At 55.3% G+C, this 16,056-nt stretch carries 16 protein-coding genes; 12 read left to right on the plus strand and 4 right to left on the minus strand.

All coding sequences use genetic code 11. The features are described from left to right. The 5 genes from RBH33_RS12690 to ku (RBH33_RS12710) form a co-directional block, all read left to right on the plus strand. Positions 1-265: helix-turn-helix domain-containing protein (locus RBH33_RS12690; protein ID WP_306732577.1), on the plus strand; the 265-nt coding region annotated here is incomplete at its 5' end. Positions 266-417: 152 nt separating this feature from the next. Then, positions 418-1,416 carry an SDR family oxidoreductase gene (locus RBH33_RS12695; RefSeq protein ID WP_306732578.1) on the plus strand — a complete coding sequence of 333 codons (999 nt, stop codon included), beginning with the start codon at positions 418-420 and terminating at the stop codon, positions 1,414-1,416. Positions 1,417-1,451: 35 nt separating this feature from the next. Then, positions 1,452-3,965 (plus strand): DNA ligase D, encoded by a 2,514-nt coding sequence (ligD, locus tag RBH33_RS12700; protein WP_306732579.1) that lies wholly within the window; start codon positions 1,452-1,454, stop codon positions 3,963-3,965. Positions 3,966-4,134: 169 nt separating this feature from the next. After that, complete coding sequence (ku, locus tag RBH33_RS12705; protein ID WP_306732580.1) at positions 4,135-4,983, plus strand: non-homologous end joining protein Ku; 849 nt, start codon at positions 4,135-4,137, stop codon at positions 4,981-4,983. Further along, positions 4,976-5,869, plus strand: a complete 894-nt coding sequence (gene ku / locus RBH33_RS12710; protein ID WP_306732581.1) for a non-homologous end joining protein Ku — start codon at positions 4,976-4,978, stop codon at positions 5,867-5,869. Before ku (RBH33_RS12705) ends, ku (RBH33_RS12710) begins: the two co-directional genes overlap by 8 nt. 117 nt (positions 5,870-5,986) lie before the next feature. Here the strand turns inward: ku (RBH33_RS12710) and RBH33_RS12715 are convergent, their stop codons facing one another. Further along, entirely contained in the window at positions 5,987-7,885 is a 1,899-nt protein-coding gene (locus RBH33_RS12715) for an asparagine synthase-related protein (RefSeq protein ID WP_306732582.1), read from the minus strand. 262 nt (positions 7,886-8,147) lie between these two features. On the opposite strand from RBH33_RS12715, the gene RBH33_RS12720 reads away from it, so the two are divergent. The 7 genes from RBH33_RS12720 to folK all read left to right on the plus strand — a co-directional run bounded on the left by RBH33_RS12720 (position 8,148) and on the right by folK (position 13,078). After that, on the plus strand, positions 8,148-8,378 hold the full coding sequence (locus RBH33_RS12720; RefSeq protein ID WP_306732583.1) for a ChaB family protein: 231 nt from the start codon (positions 8,148-8,150) through the stop codon (positions 8,376-8,378). A 323-nt stretch (positions 8,379-8,701) separates the two neighbouring features. Further along, positions 8,702-8,863: a DUF1328 family protein gene (locus tag RBH33_RS12725; RefSeq protein ID WP_306732584.1), complete on the plus strand. Its 162-nt coding sequence runs from the start codon at positions 8,702-8,704 to the stop codon at positions 8,861-8,863. Positions 8,864-8,978: 115 nt separating this feature from the next. Continuing rightward, positions 8,979-10,088 carry an alcohol dehydrogenase family protein gene (locus tag RBH33_RS12730; protein ID WP_306732585.1) on the plus strand — a complete coding sequence of 370 codons (1,110 nt, stop codon included), beginning with the start codon at positions 8,979-8,981 and terminating at the stop codon, positions 10,086-10,088. A gap of 124 nt (positions 10,089-10,212) precedes the next feature. After that, positions 10,213-11,034 (plus strand): alpha/beta hydrolase, encoded by an 822-nt coding sequence (locus tag RBH33_RS12735; RefSeq protein ID WP_306732586.1) that lies wholly within the window; start codon positions 10,213-10,215, stop codon positions 11,032-11,034. Positions 11,035-11,099: 65 nt separating this feature from the next. Further along, the gene (gene tsaD / locus RBH33_RS12740) at positions 11,100-12,140 is read left to right on the plus strand and encodes a tRNA (adenosine(37)-N6)-threonylcarbamoyltransferase complex transferase subunit TsaD (protein WP_306732587.1); all 1,041 of its coding nucleotides are present in this window, start codon (positions 11,100-11,102) and stop codon (positions 12,138-12,140) included. A gap of 66 nt (positions 12,141-12,206) precedes the next feature. After that, a complete protein-coding gene (gene folB, locus RBH33_RS12745; protein ID WP_306732588.1) occupies positions 12,207-12,566 on the plus strand; it encodes a dihydroneopterin aldolase in 360 nt (119 codons plus the stop codon). Next, positions 12,563-13,078 carry a 2-amino-4-hydroxy-6-hydroxymethyldihydropteridine diphosphokinase gene (gene folK / locus RBH33_RS12750; RefSeq protein WP_306732589.1) on the plus strand — a complete coding sequence of 172 codons (516 nt, stop codon included), beginning with the start codon at positions 12,563-12,565 and terminating at the stop codon, positions 13,076-13,078. The genes folB and folK overlap by 4 nt, the downstream gene beginning before the upstream one ends. A gap of 41 nt (positions 13,079-13,119) precedes the next feature. Here the strand turns inward: folK and RBH33_RS12755 are convergent, their stop codons facing one another. The 3 genes from RBH33_RS12755 to RBH33_RS12765 all read right to left on the minus strand — a co-directional run bounded on the left by RBH33_RS12755 (position 13,120) and on the right by RBH33_RS12765 (position 16,002). Further along, positions 13,120-13,548, minus strand: coding sequence for an Hsp20/alpha crystallin family protein (locus RBH33_RS12755; RefSeq protein WP_306732590.1), 429 nt, complete (start codon positions 13,546-13,548; stop codon positions 13,120-13,122). Between the two features lie 106 nt (positions 13,549-13,654). Continuing rightward, positions 13,655-14,398 (minus strand): pteridine reductase, encoded by a 744-nt coding sequence (locus RBH33_RS12760; protein WP_306732591.1) that lies wholly within the window; start codon positions 14,396-14,398, stop codon positions 13,655-13,657. Between the two features lie 374 nt (positions 14,399-14,772). Beyond that, a complete protein-coding gene (locus RBH33_RS12765) occupies positions 14,773-16,002 on the minus strand; it encodes a multifunctional CCA addition/repair protein (protein WP_306732592.1) in 1,230 nt (409 codons plus the stop codon). Positions 16,003-16,056 lie beyond the last annotated feature (54 nt).

The following is a 16,056-nucleotide window of genomic DNA, read 5'->3' on the forward strand; positions in this document are numbered from 1 at the left end:
CGTTCAGGACCTGCCCCCGCACATCCAAAACCCCAACTCTACGGTGCGTCAACGCGGATCGAGCTTGACCATCAACATAGGCACCTCTGTGGCGGAAGTGGAAAAGAACCTGATTATGGCGACCTTGGATCAGTGCGGCGGGCGAAAGGAAAAAGCGGCTGGGATTTTGGGCGTGAGTGTGAAAACCCTTTACAACCGCCTGCGTGAATACGAAGAGCGGGTGCTGACTGACAACACCCAGAGTGACACGGAGAGCAATCAGTAAAATTTTCGCAGTGGATTGTAAGGCTTGCGCGTATAGAGCGAAGTTTACGACGCGAAACAAGGTAACGAATTGTTTTAAAACAACTTTTTTAAGGGGCTGAGCTGGCCTACCGATTGCAACCCTATGGGAGTGCCCGTCATAAGGAATGAGAAGTGCTGTCCAGGGATGGACCGGACACCGAGTGCGAACGGCGCACAGCTTCTGGCAGTGTCCTTGAATCCATTTCAGCGGTAGAGAAAATGGAGGTTGTAAGCATGGCCCACCCACAGCACAACAACTTACAAGATCCTCGCGAACGCTATCCCCGGCCCGAATACGATTCCCAGCCTCAGGATCTTCCTGGGCACGTGGATGCCATGCGCCCGGTTCCGGATCACGGCGAAAAAACCTATCAGGGCAGCGGCAAGCTGGATGGTTTGGTTGCATTGATTACCGGCGGCGACAGCGGTATCGGTCGAGCCGTAGCCATAGCTTATGCGCGCGAAGGTTCAGATATCGTTTTTACCTATCTCAGCGAAGACGATGACGCGCGAGAAACTGAGCGCCTGGTGCGCGGTGCTGGGCGGAAAGTGATCTCCATAAAAATGGATCAGGCGAACAACCGCGAAGGCTGTGAGCAGGTGGTCCAGCGTTGCATTGACGAGTTTGGTCATCTGGATATTTTGGTGAATAACGCGGCCTTTCAGAAAACCTATGAAAAGCTGGAAGATATTCCCGATGAAGAGATTACATACGCTTTTCAAACCAACATTGAAGCGTTTTTTCATTTTTCCAAGGCTGCCTTGAGACATCTCCCGCCGGGCGGCTCCATCATTAATGCCACGTCTATTCAGGCGTTTGACCCTAGCCCCCAGCTCTCGCCCTACGCGTCCACCAAAGCCGCTATTGCCAACTTTACGTTGTCCTTGGCTAACGAGGCAATCGAGAAAGGCGTGCGCGTTAACGCGGTCGCGCCAGGGCCAGTGTGGACACCCCTTATTCCAGCGACTATGCCAGAGGAAAAGGTTCAAAAATTTGGCGTCAATACCCTGCTGAAACGGCCAGCTCAACCGGCCGAGCTGGCGCCACTGTTCGTCTTCCTCGCCTCTCCTGATGCCAGTTACATCACTGGTGAGATCTATGGCATTACTGGCGGTCGTCTACAGGTCTAATGTTTTCTGTGGCCTCGCATTTGCAGGCAGCGGTTATGGCAGAAAGACTCGAAACCTATCAGCAAAAAAGGAATTTTTCACGCACCGGCGAGCCGGGTGGTTCGCTCCAGGGTGGAGCGGATCAAGCCCGTTATGTCATGCATTGGCATTTGGCCAGCCACGATCACTTTGATTTGCGACTGGAGCAGGATGGCGTGTTGCGCAGTTGGGCGTTACCCAAAGGGCCGAGTTTGCAGCCTGGAGAAAAACGTCTAGCGGTGGAGGTGGAAGATCACCCGTTGGAGTACGGGGATTTTGAAGGGGTAATTCCTCAAGGCGAGTACGGCGGCGGAACCGCCATGCTGTGGGATAAGGGGCGGTGGGAAACTCGTGGCAAGCCCAAGCGGGATAAGCTGGATTTTGAATTGCACGGAAAAAAGCTCGCCGGCCGCTGGACACTGGTCAGAATGCACGGCAAGGCGGCAGGGCGTCGCAAGGAAAACTGGTTGCTGATCAAGCGTAGCGATCCGGACGGAAACGGCTCGCGCCCAGACGACTTAAGCGTGGTTTCCGGACGGACCATGGACGAAATTGCGCAAGAGGCCAGTCCCAATCCGCCAGTGCCGGATCCAAAGGACCTGGAGCAGGCGAGTCAGGGCTCAGTTCCCGAAAACTTTACCCCCCAGCTTGCAACTCTGACCGACAGTGCTCCGGAGGGGAACAATTGGCTGCATGAAATAAAATTCGACGGCTACCGAATTATGGCCCGGCTTCAGGGTGGCAGCGTGCAGTTGACGACCCGGAACGGCAAAGATTGGACGCGACGCTTCCCGGAATTGGCCGCGCGTTTGGCGAATCTGCCGGTGGAAGCGGCGTTGTTGGACGGTGAGATCGCGTCTTTCGAACAGGACGGTTCCACGAGCTTTCGCAAACTTCAGGACAGCGTAGGCACGGCAACCCGGCCGGGCCAAACTGATCAACTCGTTTATCAAGTTTTCGATCTTCTGCAACTCAACGACTATGACCTTCGTCGCACACCCTTAATAACCCGCAAGAGCGTTTTGGCGAAACTGCTTAAAACTCTAGATGCCGGCGCTTTAGTGCGCTACTCGGATCATATCACTGGCCAAGGGCCGGAGTTTTACACTCAGGCATGTGAGTTGGGCTTGGAGGGCATTATTTCCAAGAGTGCCGACGCTCGCTATCGCTTCGGCCGCCATCGCAGCTGGTTGAAAACTAAATGCACCCTGCAGGATGAATTCATTGTCGGTGGTTACACACGACCTTCCGGTGCACGTCGTGGTTTCGGATCGCTTTTGCTGGGCGGCTACCACCATAAACAACTGGTGTACGTGGGGCGTGTGGGGTCTGGATTTACAGACGATCAATTACACAATTTGCATGAGCAACTGAAACAGTTGCAAATTGACCGGTCGCCATTTTCCGGTCCTGTTCCTGAGGCTGCGGGAGTCCAATGGGTGGCGCCCGAATTGGTGGTGGATGTGGAATTTACCGAGCGCACCCAGGGTGGCGCCTTGCGCCATCCGGTGTACCGCGGTTTGCGTGAAGACAAAGAGGCATCGGAGGTAGTTATGCATGGCCGTGCACAAGGGCATAGCGGGGAAGCGGTAGAAGATCAGACAAAGCGGCGCAGCCGAGTGCGTGCGGACCCAGTAGTCGCAGGAGTGCGCTTAAGTCACTCGGATCGAATGCTTTATCCAGAGCAAGGCATAACCAAGCTTGATCTGGCACGGTATTACGAGGACGTGCAAGATTGGATTTTACCCTACATTGTCAACCGACCCCTGTCGCTTTTGCGTTGCCCGGATGCTTGGGATCAGACGTGCTTTTTTCAAAAGCACCCCGGGCAACGAAACTTTGCCAAGGGAGTTCTGCGCGTGGCGATTGACGAAAAGCGTGGAGGCAGCTCCGATTATCTGTACGTGACTTCTGTGAGAGATCTCGTGACCTTGGCACAGTTTGGCGTGCTGGAGTTGCACCCCTGGGGCAGTCGAATTGAGGATGTGGAATCGCCCGATACCCTGGTCTTTGATTTGGACCCGGGGCCGGATGTGCCCTGGAGCAAGATTGCCCATGGTGCCAGCGGTGTGCGTGAGCGACTTCGTCAACTGGGGTTAGTTGGGTTTCTGCAGGCGACGGGAGGCAAAGGTTTACACGTTATTGTGCCCATTGAGCCAGGGCTCTCCTGGGATCAGGCGAAAGACTTTTCCCATGCGGTGGCGCGCGCTCACGCCCACGACGATCCCACTAACTTCACCACGAATATGGCCAAAACAAAACGCCAGGGGCGAATCTTTATCGACTACCTTCGTAATGGTCGCGGCAGCACCAGCATTGGCCGCTATTCAATTCGGGCCCGAAAGAATGCTCCCGTGGCCGTTCCCCTGCGCTGGGAAGAGCTCACCCCGGCGATTTCCGCCAATCGCTACACCATTAACAACCTTCGCCGCCGGTTGAGCTCCCTGAAACGGGATCCCTGGGAGGGTTATACCGAGGCGAGCCGTACCATCACCGACCAAATGTTCAAAGCAGTGGGGGGGAGCTTATGAGCGCCTTCGACCCCAGCTGTCACTCCGCGCTCGACTCTGACCTCGATCCAAGCTCAGCCGACCCCTGGTGGCTTGCGCCCGGCCCTGAGGAGTGTTGGGCTTGTGCTGAAACGGTACATCGCGAAACCTTGATCTACTGTATTGCGTGTGACCGGCCTACGTGCACCTTGTGCATAGGCAAGTGGACGAGCTCGGGGCAGCACTGCGTGGAGTGCGCCGACGTGCCAGAGGTTACTTCCTAATGGCAGCCCGGGCCATTTGGAAAGGAAGGATTCGTTGCGCCGATGCCGATATTCCGGTGAAACTCTACTCCGCTATTGAGGATCGTGCGGTTCACTTTCGTTTACTTCACAAAACCGATAAAACACCCGTAAAGCAAGCCCTGATCAACCCCGAAACCGAGGTGGTAGTTCCCTTCGGTGACACTTGGCGAGCTTACAGCACGGGCGAAGGTCAGCAAGTGCTGCTTACGACAGAAGAGCTGGATGATCTAAAGCCGGAGCCTTCCAGGGATATTCAAGTACTCAAGTTTCTTCCGCTGCAAGCCATCGATCATCGTTGGTACGACCGCCCCTACTATCTGGGCCCGGACGACTCAATGGATCGCTATGCGGCCCTCGCTCAGTTGCTCTCATCATCCGGGCGCGAGGCGTTGGTGCACTGGGTCATGCGCAACAAGGAATACTACGGAGCCCTATCTGTGTTTCGCGGCTATCCCATGCTGATGTCGTTGCGCCATACGGAGCAAGTGGTGTCTGTCGATGAATTGCAAGCGCCGGCAGGGAAACCCTTGGATGAGAAGGAGCTGGCTATGGCGCGGCAGTTGATTGGCATGTTGGAGGCTGACTTCAGCCCAGAAGAGTATCACGATGAGTATCGCGAGCGAGTTCTGGAATTGGTGGAGAAGAAGCAGCGCGGGGGTGGCGTAGAGCGTCCGCCGCCCTCCCAGAAGCCTGCACCGGACGATCTCATTCATGCCTTGGAGGCGAGTCTCAAAGAGGTGCGTGCTCATGGCTAAAGACAAGTCAGCCAAAACAGATCATCAAGAAACGCACGACGGTGATAATGAACAGTTTCAACCTCGGCCGTTTTGGTCTGGCGTCATCGCGTTCGGTTTGGTGAGTCTCCCCGTCAGTTTGTTTCCAGCCAACCGAAGCAAGGGAAATTCACTCAAAATGGTGGACCGGGAAGGGTCACCATTGAAGCGGCGATTCTACTGCGAACGAGACGGGGAAATCTTGGAGCGCGAGGACGTGGTGCGCGGCTTCCCCCTTGATAAAGAGCATTTTGTGCTGGTTGACGATGAGGAGCTGGAAGCCTTGGCGCCCGATAAATCTCGTGAAATAGACTTGCGTCGTTTTGTCCCCCTGGAACAGATCAACCCCATATTCTTTCAGCGCGGCTACTTCCTGGCGCCTGACTCTGGCGCTCACAAGGCTTATCGATTACTGGCCAAAAGTATGGAGGAAGAGCAGCGCGCCGGTGTCGCTACTTTTGTGATGCGGGACAAAGAATACATCATCGCCATCATGGCCGAGCACGGTATATTGCGTGCTGAAACACTGCGCTTTAGCGACGAGATTCGCTCACCGGAACAGATTGGCTTGCCTGCCCTGCCAGAGGCGGATTCCAGGCAAGTGGAAAGTCTACGACAAGCCCTGGAGTCTGTTGCTGCCGACACGCTGGACATTTCCCTGCTGGAAGATCAGGACACTCGTCGGTTGCGAGAATTGGCGGAAAGTAAGTTAGATGCAGGCGATCACGTCATGCAGGAGCCGGAAGTTGCCGAACCTACCGAAGAGGCCAACGTCATAGACTTAATGGAGGTGTTGAAGGCTCGCCTGAAAGGAAAGAGCGCGCCGGAGGATGAGCAAGCGGCTCCTAAGAAAGATGCAACGTCGTGAACTCGGCGCACACACCCGAATTGAATTATACTCCGCCCGAACGCGGCGCCACATCGTGGGTCCAAACAGGTTTGTCCGTTTCCACGTGCACTGATCAAGGCCGATGCCACTGAGCCACTACCCGATCGCCACGGCTTCGGTCTGTGTTGCAGTTTGTGCTCTGCGGTCGGGGAAATAACAGTCCAGCCAAAGCTCAAGGCCAATCAAGGTGTACACCAGTTGGCAAGTCGCATTTTTTAATCGACCGATACTCACTTGCTCCCGGTAGCGGGCAATAATGGCGTTAATGGCGTCTCCGTTTAGGTATTCGCGGATTTTGGCCTTGGGTGAACTCAATGTGTACACAAAATCCTGGAGTTGCTGCGACTCGCTCAGCCAAACGACGCCTGGGGACGAAAATTTGGTTTTTTCTCGGTAGGCAAACTCGGGCGAAAACAGCCTGGCCGTCAGCGCCCGGAGATACGGTTTGGTGTGTTTTCGGCAGATCTTCCCCCGATACGGCATTTCCAACGACAGATCATATAGGGCGCGACCCTGAAACGGGTGAACCACATCAATGCCGTGCTGGCTGCTCAACTGTTCGAACAGCTCGTTCCAACAATGCCCGTACATGATGTGATCCGTAAGGGTGTATTCGTCTTCGGGATTGAAGTCAGCGATGGCTTCACGAACCTGGCTTATGTGCGGCGCACATTTCGCCAGTTCCGGGTCCTCAACCAGCCCCCGCAAAGTGCCGTTGAAGCGCTCGTGTTTGAGCAGGTATTCCTGCATGGAGTCCACGTCTCCGCGTTTAAACCAAGCGGCGTAGCCCCGAACTCTGGGGATCTTTCGTAATGCGGGAAGAAGTTTTCGAATGAGGTTTCGGCTGCGTTCGGGCAACCAGTTTCGAAATCCGTAGATGGGCGTGTCATATTGCTTCTCTTCGCCAAACAGGGCATCCGCAAAAGTGCCTGTCATCAGACAGTCGACGTCGTTTTGCACAGCAGACAAGGTCTTTTCGATGGGAATCGCTATAAAGGTGCGGGGCGGCTCCTCTGTGGCTAAAACAATCCGTCTGAGCAAGCTCAGAAGATCGTCATTGGACGAAGTCAGCGTGCTTTTAAAAGGAAGTTCGCAAAGCAGAGCGTTTTGTTCGGCGATGTGAGTTTCATCGTTGTCGAGGGCATCCGGCTCGGAATAACCACAGCTCACGGCCAACGGGTTGGTTAAATCGCACTCCATCTGGGCCTTGGCCAGCAGCGCCGAATCCGTGCCTCCCGACAGCAATAAACCCGTTTTTAAATTTTCGCCACCAGAAAGGCTGGCGCGCACGTTGGTAACCAAACGTGTCCAGATTTTCTCTCCGTAGATCCGCGCAGACAGTCGTAGCTTGGGTTTTTTAGGTACGTTGGCGTAGAAGTGCAAGGTGGGCTTCGAGCCCACTTTACCTTTCGCGCAAAACCCCGGAATAGCCTTATAGATATCCTTGAACAAGGTTTCCGGACCAAAATTACCGCGATAGGTCAGTTGCTGAGGTAGGTTGCTGACGTTGACTTCCTGGGTGAAATCCGGGGCCTGAGTAATCGGTGAAATTTCCGATGCAAACCAGAAGCGGCCATCTTGGATGCCATAATATAGTGGGCGCCGGGCGAACATATCCCTGATTAGAGTGACACGCTCACTTCGATGGTCATACAGACAAATAGCGAAGCCGCCGTCCATGTCGTCAAGGAACGCAAGGCCATCTTCCAGATACGCCGCGTGAACAAACTCGGCCAAGCTCTGTGAGCCCAGGAGATTGCGTCCGTCGGTGCCGTGCACATGACCATCGGCGACAACGGTCATGGTGTCGGACGAGTGGATGCTGGCTTTGTACACCCCCGATGAATTTTGGCGGACGAAAAATCCGGCGTGGGAGCAAGGATGCAGCTGAACGTCAGCGTCTCCTCTGTGTGCGAGTGACGCACTCATCCCGCCCACGCAGCTTTCCGGCACCGTCTCACCAGCGGGATAAACAACCCCTCCAAAACCACTCATGGCGTCGCTCCTAGACAGAATGAGTGGGCGTTTGTTGAAACGCCCTCTGTTATTGGTGTAAGTGCTAAAGCATTGAAACAACTCTCGCCCCGAGAAACAAGCGCTATTGCTGACCATCAGGTTTTATGTGCCACAATGCGGACTCAACAGCAGCCGGGTTGCAGGAGCCAAAAACGGGTATAGAAAAAACTCAGGGATGTTGTTGAAGTCTAATTTTTTACGGTCCGGCGATCACAATCCACAGACTAATGAGGATATTGCCATGCCCTACAAGTCCAATGAAGAATTGCCCGACAACGTTAAGGGAAACTTGCCGCTCCACGCTCAGGAGATTTACCGTAAAGCACATAACTCTGCCTGGGATCAGTACAAAGATCCGGAAGAACGCCGGGGCGACGCGGATCGAGAGGAAACCTCTCATAAGGTTGCTTGGGCGGCGGTGAAGCAGGAATATCACAAAGAAGGTGATAATTGGGTTAGAAATCAACATTGAACTCGACACAATCGCTCTCAGTTGATAGCGCGTGGAGTAAGGATATCGATCCTACTGTAAGGTGAATATCCGTAAATTTTTCGCCGTCGACCGGTAATAGTTTCCTGGCTCAGGGTATGGCTTTGCGTTGAGAATTTTACGGCCACCGACAACATGCGGGCTACAGGCATTTCTCAAACCTGGCCCGCTCGTTGCAACGTAAGAAATGTGGTCTTCAGAAGGAGCTGCGGTAGCTGCATTGTTGTCCAAGGAAGGACCGGCCACTTTTATCGCCGGTTACCCGGAAGCCGTTTTGATTTCCGGACACTCTAAGGAGGGGACCTATGCTCTATTGGGCGTTGGTGTTTCTCATCGTCGCTATTATTTCGGGCATCCTGGGTTTTGGCGCTGTTGCCGGGGCTGCTGCGAACATCGCCAAAATTCTGTTTTATGTTTTCCTGGTTCTGCTAGTAGTGACGCTGGCGGCCAATTTTCTGGGGACATAGTTAATTAGTCTCTAGCACGGTTTGCTCAAGCGGCGATGGTTGATTGCTCGGAACACCACAAAAAATGTGGCGTTCTGATTTTTGGGGTCGGTCTCACCGGCTACAGGAGTCAACCATGCATTCCGTTAGGCTACCGGACACCATGAAGGCGGTACAGCTGATCGGCTATGGCGGCCTGGATAAATTGATTTACCGCCAGGACTTGCCCCTGCCCGAACCCGGCGCTGGTGAAGTGCTTGTCCAGGTCAGTGCCTGTGGTATGAACAACACCGATGTGTGGGTGCGTGAGGGTGCCTTTGGCGATATCAGCGCGGGCATCCCCGACGGCCGAGGCGGGCACATTGCCTTGGCATTTCCGCGCATACAGGGAACTGATTCTGTAGGGCGAATTGTCGCTGTAGGCTCCGGCGTAAACTCGCATCGTATTGGCGAGCGGGTCATTGTCGATTTTTGCCTTTATCAAGAAACCTCCGATCACACTCCTATTGCCGTCGATTATATGGGTCATGGCCGCGATGGTGGCTATGCGGAATACTTAACCGCTCCTGCTGACAATGCGCAGGCCATCAACAGCGACATGACCGATGCCGAGTTAGCCACCTTTTGCTGCGCCTATTTAACCGCTGAACGAATGCTGGACCGTTCGCGCCTGACCGAAGGTGAGCGGGTCCTGGTCACCGGTGCCTCGGGGGGCGTGGGCTCCGCCGTTGTACAACTGGCGCGGGTACGCGGGGCCATTCCTTACGTGATTACCAGTCGGGGCAAAGAGGCCGCGCTGAAAAACTTGGGCGCCGAAGCGGTTGTACTCAGAGAGAAGCGGGATGTGATTCATGGGGTTGAACAAGCCACTGAGGGCCAGCCTATCGATGTGGTGGCGGATGTGGTGGCCGGCCCACTGTTTAGCGACTTGTTGCACATCTTACGTCCAGAAGGTCGATACTGCACAGCGGGAGCCATAGCCGGTCCCATCGTGCATCTGGATTTGCGTACGCTCTACCTCAAGCAGCTTGAACTACACGGCTCTTCCCAAGGTACCCGTGAGGCCTTTCAACGTTTGGTTCGCTATATCGAAGAAAAAAAATTACGTCCGCTGTTGGATCAAACCTTCCGTCTCTCCGATTTTCATCGAGCCCAACAAACCTTTATGGGCCGATCTCATATTGGCAAGTTGGTCGTCGTGCCTGATAGCCTTTGGGAGGAAAAAGGCGCGCCCTATGCCCACTAGGCCAATGCATCGCCCGGCCATCCTTGTTACTCTCCCTGGTGTGGACTTGTGCTCCGGCAATCGTACTGGCATTGCGTGCGTCATTGCCAGGTACCGTCAATGAGCGAACAGGGGGGCATTTATTGTGAGATGGATCAAGCGCTGGTTGTTACCCTTGGGGGTGGGTTATCTAACTTTGGTGGCGCTGGCGGCAATGCTGCAAGGTTGCATGGTGCATTTTCCCAGTCGTGATTTGGTGGGTAGCCCGGCAGACCGAGGCCTGGGCTACGAGGAAGTCACCATTACCACCCGTGACGACCAGGAGTTGCACTCATGGTTTATCCCCGCGCCTGAAGCACAAGGCGTGCTTTTGTTTTTGCACGGTAACGCGGGCAACATTTCTCACCGTTTGGAATCACTGGAAATCTTTCACCAGCTCGGCATGAGTGTGCTGATTATTGATTACCGCGGTTACGGGAAAAGCACGGGTCGGCCCAGTGAAGAGGGCTTGAAGCTGGACGCGGAGGCGGGGCTCCACTATCTGGTGGAAGAGCGCGGTTACGAATCGGAGCAGGTTGTAGCGTTCGGTCGCTCACTGGGTGCAGCCTTGAGCGCGGAGCTGGCCTCACGCCATTCCCTGGCGGGTGTCATTTTAGAGTCGGCCTTTACGTCCCTACCCGATATTGGCTCGGACCTTTACCCTTTTTTGCCGGTGCGGCTATTGCTGCGCTATGAGTACGACACTAAGGCGGCTCTGGTACAAGCCTCCGAGCCGGTGTTGGTGATCCACAGCGAGGGTGACGAAATCATTCCCTACTCGCACGGCCGCGCTTTGTATGACGCTGCCCCCGAGCCGCGTTACTTTCTGACCATTCAAGGCGACCACAACACCGGCTTTCTGCGCTCGCGGGATACTTACATGGCCGGGCTGAGAGACTTCTTTGAAACGGTGTACGAGTCTCCCTGACATCGGCTGGCCCTGGGAGCGTCGGGTCTATATTATAGGCGCCTGATTAATGAGGGCCTTTAATAATGCGCGTTTTGGGCATAGAAACGTCTTGTGATGAAACCGGTATTGCGGTTTACGACAGCGACAAGGGGCTGCTGGGGCACGCCTTGTACAGCCAAATCGATGTGCACGCGGAATACGGCGGAGTGGTTCCAGAGCTTGCCTCTCGGGACCATGTGCGGAAAATCCTGCCGCTCATCGAAGAAGTTATGGCTGCGGCGGGCACAGAGCCGGAGGCGCTGGACGGTATTGCCTATACTGCAGGCCCCGGACTGATCGGCGCGCTGATGGTGGGCGCCTCCGTTGGGCGAGCACTGGCCTACGGTTGGAACATTCCTGCACTGGGCGTACACCACATGGAGGGTCACTTGTTGGCGCCCATGCTGGAGCCGGAGCCGCCTGCGTTCCCGTTTGTCGCCCTGCTGGTGTCTGGCGGACACACTCAGTTGGTGGAAGTGTTGGGCATCGGTGAGTACACGCTGTTAGGGGAAAGTCTCGATGACGCGGTGGGCGAGGCATTCGACAAAGCCGCTAAAATGCTCGATCTGGATTACCCCGGCGGACCGCAAATCGCTAAGTTGGCCCAACAGGGGCGCGCGGGACGTTTTACCTTCCCGCGGCCGATGGTGGATCGGCCCGGCCTGGACTTCAGTTTCAGCGGCTTGAAAACCCACACTCTGAACACCGTGGCGGAACACGCCGGCCCCGATGGCCTGCCGGATCAGCAAACGTGTGCCGACATTGCTCTGGCGTTCGAGTCGGCGGTCGTCTCCACGCTGGTGATCAAATGCCGGCGCGCCTTGGAGCAGACCGGCTTGCGTACACTTGTGATTGCCGGTGGTGTTTCCGCCAACGTTCATCTGCGTTCCGAATTGACTTCGGCGCTAACAAAAATCGGCGCGGGTGTTTTTTACGCGCGCCACGAGTTTTGCACCGACAACGGTGCCATGATTGCCTATGCCGGTTGCCAGAGGCTGCTGGCCGGGCAGAGCGAACCCCTGGGCGTCACAGTGCGCGCCCGCTGGCCATTGGATAGCCTGCCAGAGTGTAAAGTGAATAAATAGTACGGCACGGCTAGCCCGCATTTTGAGACGCGCTCTAACTAATCGTCATGACCACCGGAAAACACCATGGATATTGTTTACATCAGAGACTTGCGCATTGAAACCATCATTGGCATTTACGATTGGGAGCGCGAGGTCAAACAAACCGTCAGTCTGGATTTGGAAATGGCGACGGACATCCGAGCGGCCGCGAGCAGTGATGACATTGAGCATGCGCTCAACTACAAAGCGGTGTCCAAACGACTGATTGCACACGTGGAAAATCGTCAGGCGCAGTTAGTGGAGACGCTGGCTGAAGAAATCGCCGGCTTGGTATTAAAAGAGTTTCCTGTGCCTTGGTTGCGATTGCGCGTCAGCAAACCCGGGGCCGTACGGGGCGCCCGGGATGTGGGATTGATTATTGAGCGGGGGAGCAAACCCCAATGACGTCCGTCTACTTGAGCCTCGGGAGCAACATTGACCGGCATCGGCACATCAAGGCCGGACTGGACGCTCTTGCCGAGCAGTTCGGTGACTTAACCGTTTCATCCGTGTTTGAAAGTGAAGCGGTGGGCTTCAGTGGTAACAATTTTTTAAACCTGGCCGTGGGTATCGACACAGATTTGAGTGTGGCAGAGCTGTCGGAACAGCTGAAGGGGATTGAGGCGGCCCACGGGCGCGAACGTCAAGCGCCGAAGTTCAGTTCCAGAACTCTGGATATTGATATCCTTACCTACGACGACTGGGTGGGCGAGCAGGCCGGTGTTCGGTTGCCAAGGCCGGAAATTATCCAAAACGCTTTTGTATTGCAGCCCTTAGCGGAGATCGCGCCGGATCAAAAACACCCTGAGTTAAACTTGTCGTATGCGGAGCTGTGGCGCCGCTATGACAAAACAACACAAATTCTCTGGCCAGTGGATTTTCACTGGCGAGGGCAACAAGTATCGGTAGCGAAATAAGCCTGGAGTGAACCGATTGGCTCGCTCCAGGCACCATTGCCTCAGTGAATTTCAATCCGACGGCTGACAGGGGCTTTTTCTTCCACTTTGGGAACTCTAAGTTTCAGTACCCCATCTTTAAACTCAGCCTTGATGTCCTTTTCTTTTACGTCAGTGCCCAGATTAAAGCTGCGCACAAACTTTCCGTAGCGACGCTCCTGGCGAATTAACCGGCCTTCTTCTTCCTGTTTTTCTTCCTGGCGAGATTCCGCTTGGATGGTCAGAATGCCATTCTCCAGCGTTACTTCAATATCCTTTTTCTCGATGCCGGGTAGCTCGGCATTAATTTCATAATTCTTCTTGTGCTCAGTTACGTCCACTCGCGGGGTGAAGGATACCTCGCTGCTGGCACGCTGCTGATTCACGGGTGCCCAGAAGTTATCCAGTACACTGTCAAAGTCAAACAGGGAGTTACGTGGAATCAAGTTCATAGCTGCACCTCCTTTGAAAGGTTTCTGTTGCCTCACTTATAAGGTGGGGATTTTGGACGGAAGTTCAAGCGGTTTTTCGCGGGGAAAAAGCAAAAAAAGTGGCTCTTTAGGCGACGCTTCGGCCGCCGTCCACAGCGATAATCTGTCCAGTAATATAAGGAGAATTTTTTATTAAAAACAGTACTGTTTCGGCGATATCCAAAGGGTTGCCGGAGCGCTTTAACGGGACGCGGTCCAAAATATCTTGACGGTCCTGGGGAGCCAATTCGGCGTCCTGCTCTGGCCACAAGATGGCGCCGGGGGCGATCGCGTTCACGCGCACATCCGGTGCCAGCTCCCGCGCCAGGGATTTGGTCAGCATCACATGGCCAGCTTTGGCGGCGGAATAAATGGGGTAGCCCTTCAGTGGGCGCTCGGCATGGATGTCCACGATATTCACAACACAGCCGCGCCCTTGGCGCAGAGGTTCCGCCAGGGCTTGGGTTAAAAAAAACGGGGCTTTCAAATTGCTGTTGATCAAGTCGTCCCACTGCTCGGCAGTGGCGGTACCTAAAGGTGTGGGGTAAAAACTCGAAGCGTTGTTGATCAGCACGTCCAATCGCTGCCATTGCGCCAGCGCAGCGCGCGCCAGCTCGTTAATCTGGGTAATATCATTGAGGTCAGCTTGGAAGGCGGCAGCGGAGTCGGGCCTTTGTTCATTGAGCTCCGCAACCAGCGCGCTGGCTTCCTCCACAGAGCGATTGTAATGCACAATAATTCGGTAGCCTGCTTCATGCAGGCTTCTTGCCAGTTGCGCGCCGATACGACGGCCGGCGCCAGTGATTAGTGTTACTGGGGATTTGTTGGTCATGGGATTACCTTCTTAAGAAACTCAAGTATCGGGGTTCGATCGAGACGCTGGCATGGCGAACCACTCTGCGGGACACGCTGTGAATACATCCCTGTAAGCTCGACGTCGGCATCCCTGCCTCCGACGGTCCCGCAGAGTGGTTCGCCATGCCACCTTAGCGCCACCCAACGAGTTTTGAACCCCGAAACTTGAGGAAGAAAGAATAGCCTGCAGGCGCCACGGGGTTTACGAAGTCGCTTTAGAACGTGTCCGCATACTCTCAGCACCGAAGGAAAGGATATCGGCATTTTGAGACCCTCGGAGGCGGGAAGCCGACGCGGAGCGTACAGGGACGTATCTACAGCGTGTCTCAAAATGCCGATATCCTTTCCTGCTCAGTCGGTTAGCGCACTTTTCACTTTGCTCAACTGACGCAAGCGCTCCTTATCAAGCGCCTGCCCAAAAGCTTTGCCGGTGAATCCCTGGGCCGCAATCTCGCCATTGTCGATAGCGCGACAGCGTGCCAACGCCGAGCGCAAATAATTGGCCTGCGGGTAAGGGCGATCTTCGAAGCCGGTGCGCCCGCGTGCGTCGGCCTCGCAGCACAACAAAAATTCTTCGAAACGTGTCGGGCGGCGGAAGGCGTCCGCTGCCTTGAACAGTTTCAGCACCGTGCTCGGCTTTAGCTCCATCGCTCGGTGGCCATGGGTGTGATACTGGGCGGCTAGCCGGGCCAGCTCCCGGAATTCCTTTGGGGCTGCCAGGCGTTCGCACAGCTCGTTAACCAGAGACAAACTTCGCTGTTCGTGACCAATGTGTTTCGGCCACTCGGCTGGGGGCGTGGCGCCCTTACCTAGATCGTGCGTAAGGGCCGCAAAGCGCACGCGCGCCGAGCCGTTCATCCGGACGGCTTGCTGCAGAACCATTAAGCAGTGTTCGCCGGTGTCGATTTCCGGATGGTGCTCGGCCGGTTGCGGTACGCCAAAAAGTGCGTCCAGCTCAGGCATGATTCGCGCCAGTGCTCCGCAATCACGCAGGCTAGTAATAAACACCTCGGGTGATTTTTCCATCAGCGCGCGTTCGGTTTCCTTCCAAATACGCTCGGCCACTAAGTGGTCGACTTCTCCGTTGTCGACCAGCTGTTTCATCAGCTCTACAGTTTCTGGCGCTATGCGAAAACCCAGGTGATGATAGCGCGCTGCCAAACGCGCGACTCGCAATACACGAACCGGGTCCTCCGCGAAGGCGGGTGACACATGCCGAAGCAGTTTCCGTTGCAAATCTTCCCGGCCGCCGTAGGGATCGACAAGCTGGCCGGAATCATCCTCGGCCATGGCATTAATGGTCAGGTCACGGCGACGTAAATCTTCTTCCAGGGTAACTTCCGGAGAGCTGTGGAAGCTGAAGCCCGTGTAGCCGGGTCCGGTTTTGCGCTCGGTGCGCGCCAGGGCATACTCTTCCTTGGTTTTTGGGTGCAGGAAGACAGGAAAATCTTTCCCCACCGGGATGAAGCCCTGGGCCTCCAACTCCTCCGGACGGGCGCCCACCACCACCCAGTCCCGTTCGTGATGAGGGTAGCCCAACAATTTGTCGCGCACTGCGCCGCCTACCAGGTAGATCTTCATGCTTGCGGTGTTTGGCCTTTTAAGTCGATTGAACTAGGTGCACCATATTGACAC

Source organism: Marinimicrobium hydrolyticum (genome assembly GCF_030848505.1).
Taxonomy (GTDB): Bacteria; Pseudomonadota; Gammaproteobacteria; order Pseudomonadales; family Cellvibrionaceae; genus JAVDDU01.

Coding starts and splice junctions, on each gene's coding strand:
- ligD (WP_306732579.1), top strand. CDS start 1,452: ATGGCAGAAAGACTCGAAACCTATCAGCAAAAAAGGAATTTTTCACGC.
- ku (WP_306732581.1), top strand. CDS start 4,976: ATGGCTAAAGACAAGTCAGCCAAAACAGATCATCAAGAAACGCACGAC.
- RBH33_RS12715 (WP_306732582.1), bottom strand. CDS start 7,885: ATGAGTGGTTTTGGAGGGGTTGTTTATCCCGCTGGTGAGACGGTGCCG.
- RBH33_RS12720 (WP_306732583.1), top strand. CDS start 8,148: ATGCCCTACAAGTCCAATGAAGAATTGCCCGACAACGTTAAGGGAAAC.
- RBH33_RS12725 (WP_306732584.1), top strand. CDS start 8,702: ATGCTCTATTGGGCGTTGGTGTTTCTCATCGTCGCTATTATTTCGGGC.
- RBH33_RS12730 (WP_306732585.1), top strand. CDS start 8,979: ATGCATTCCGTTAGGCTACCGGACACCATGAAGGCGGTACAGCTGATC.
- tsaD (WP_306732587.1), top strand. CDS start 11,100: ATGCGCGTTTTGGGCATAGAAACGTCTTGTGATGAAACCGGTATTGCG.
- folB (WP_306732588.1), top strand. CDS start 12,207: ATGGATATTGTTTACATCAGAGACTTGCGCATTGAAACCATCATTGGC.
- folK (WP_306732589.1), top strand. CDS start 12,563: ATGACGTCCGTCTACTTGAGCCTCGGGAGCAACATTGACCGGCATCGG.
- RBH33_RS12755 (WP_306732590.1), bottom strand. CDS start 13,548: ATGAACTTGATTCCACGTAACTCCCTGTTTGACTTTGACAGTGTACTG.
- RBH33_RS12760 (WP_306732591.1), bottom strand. CDS start 14,398: ATGACCAACAAATCCCCAGTAACACTAATCACTGGCGCCGGCCGTCGT.
- RBH33_RS12765 (WP_306732592.1), bottom strand. CDS start 16,002: ATGAAGATCTACCTGGTAGGCGGCGCAGTGCGCGACAAATTGTTGGGC.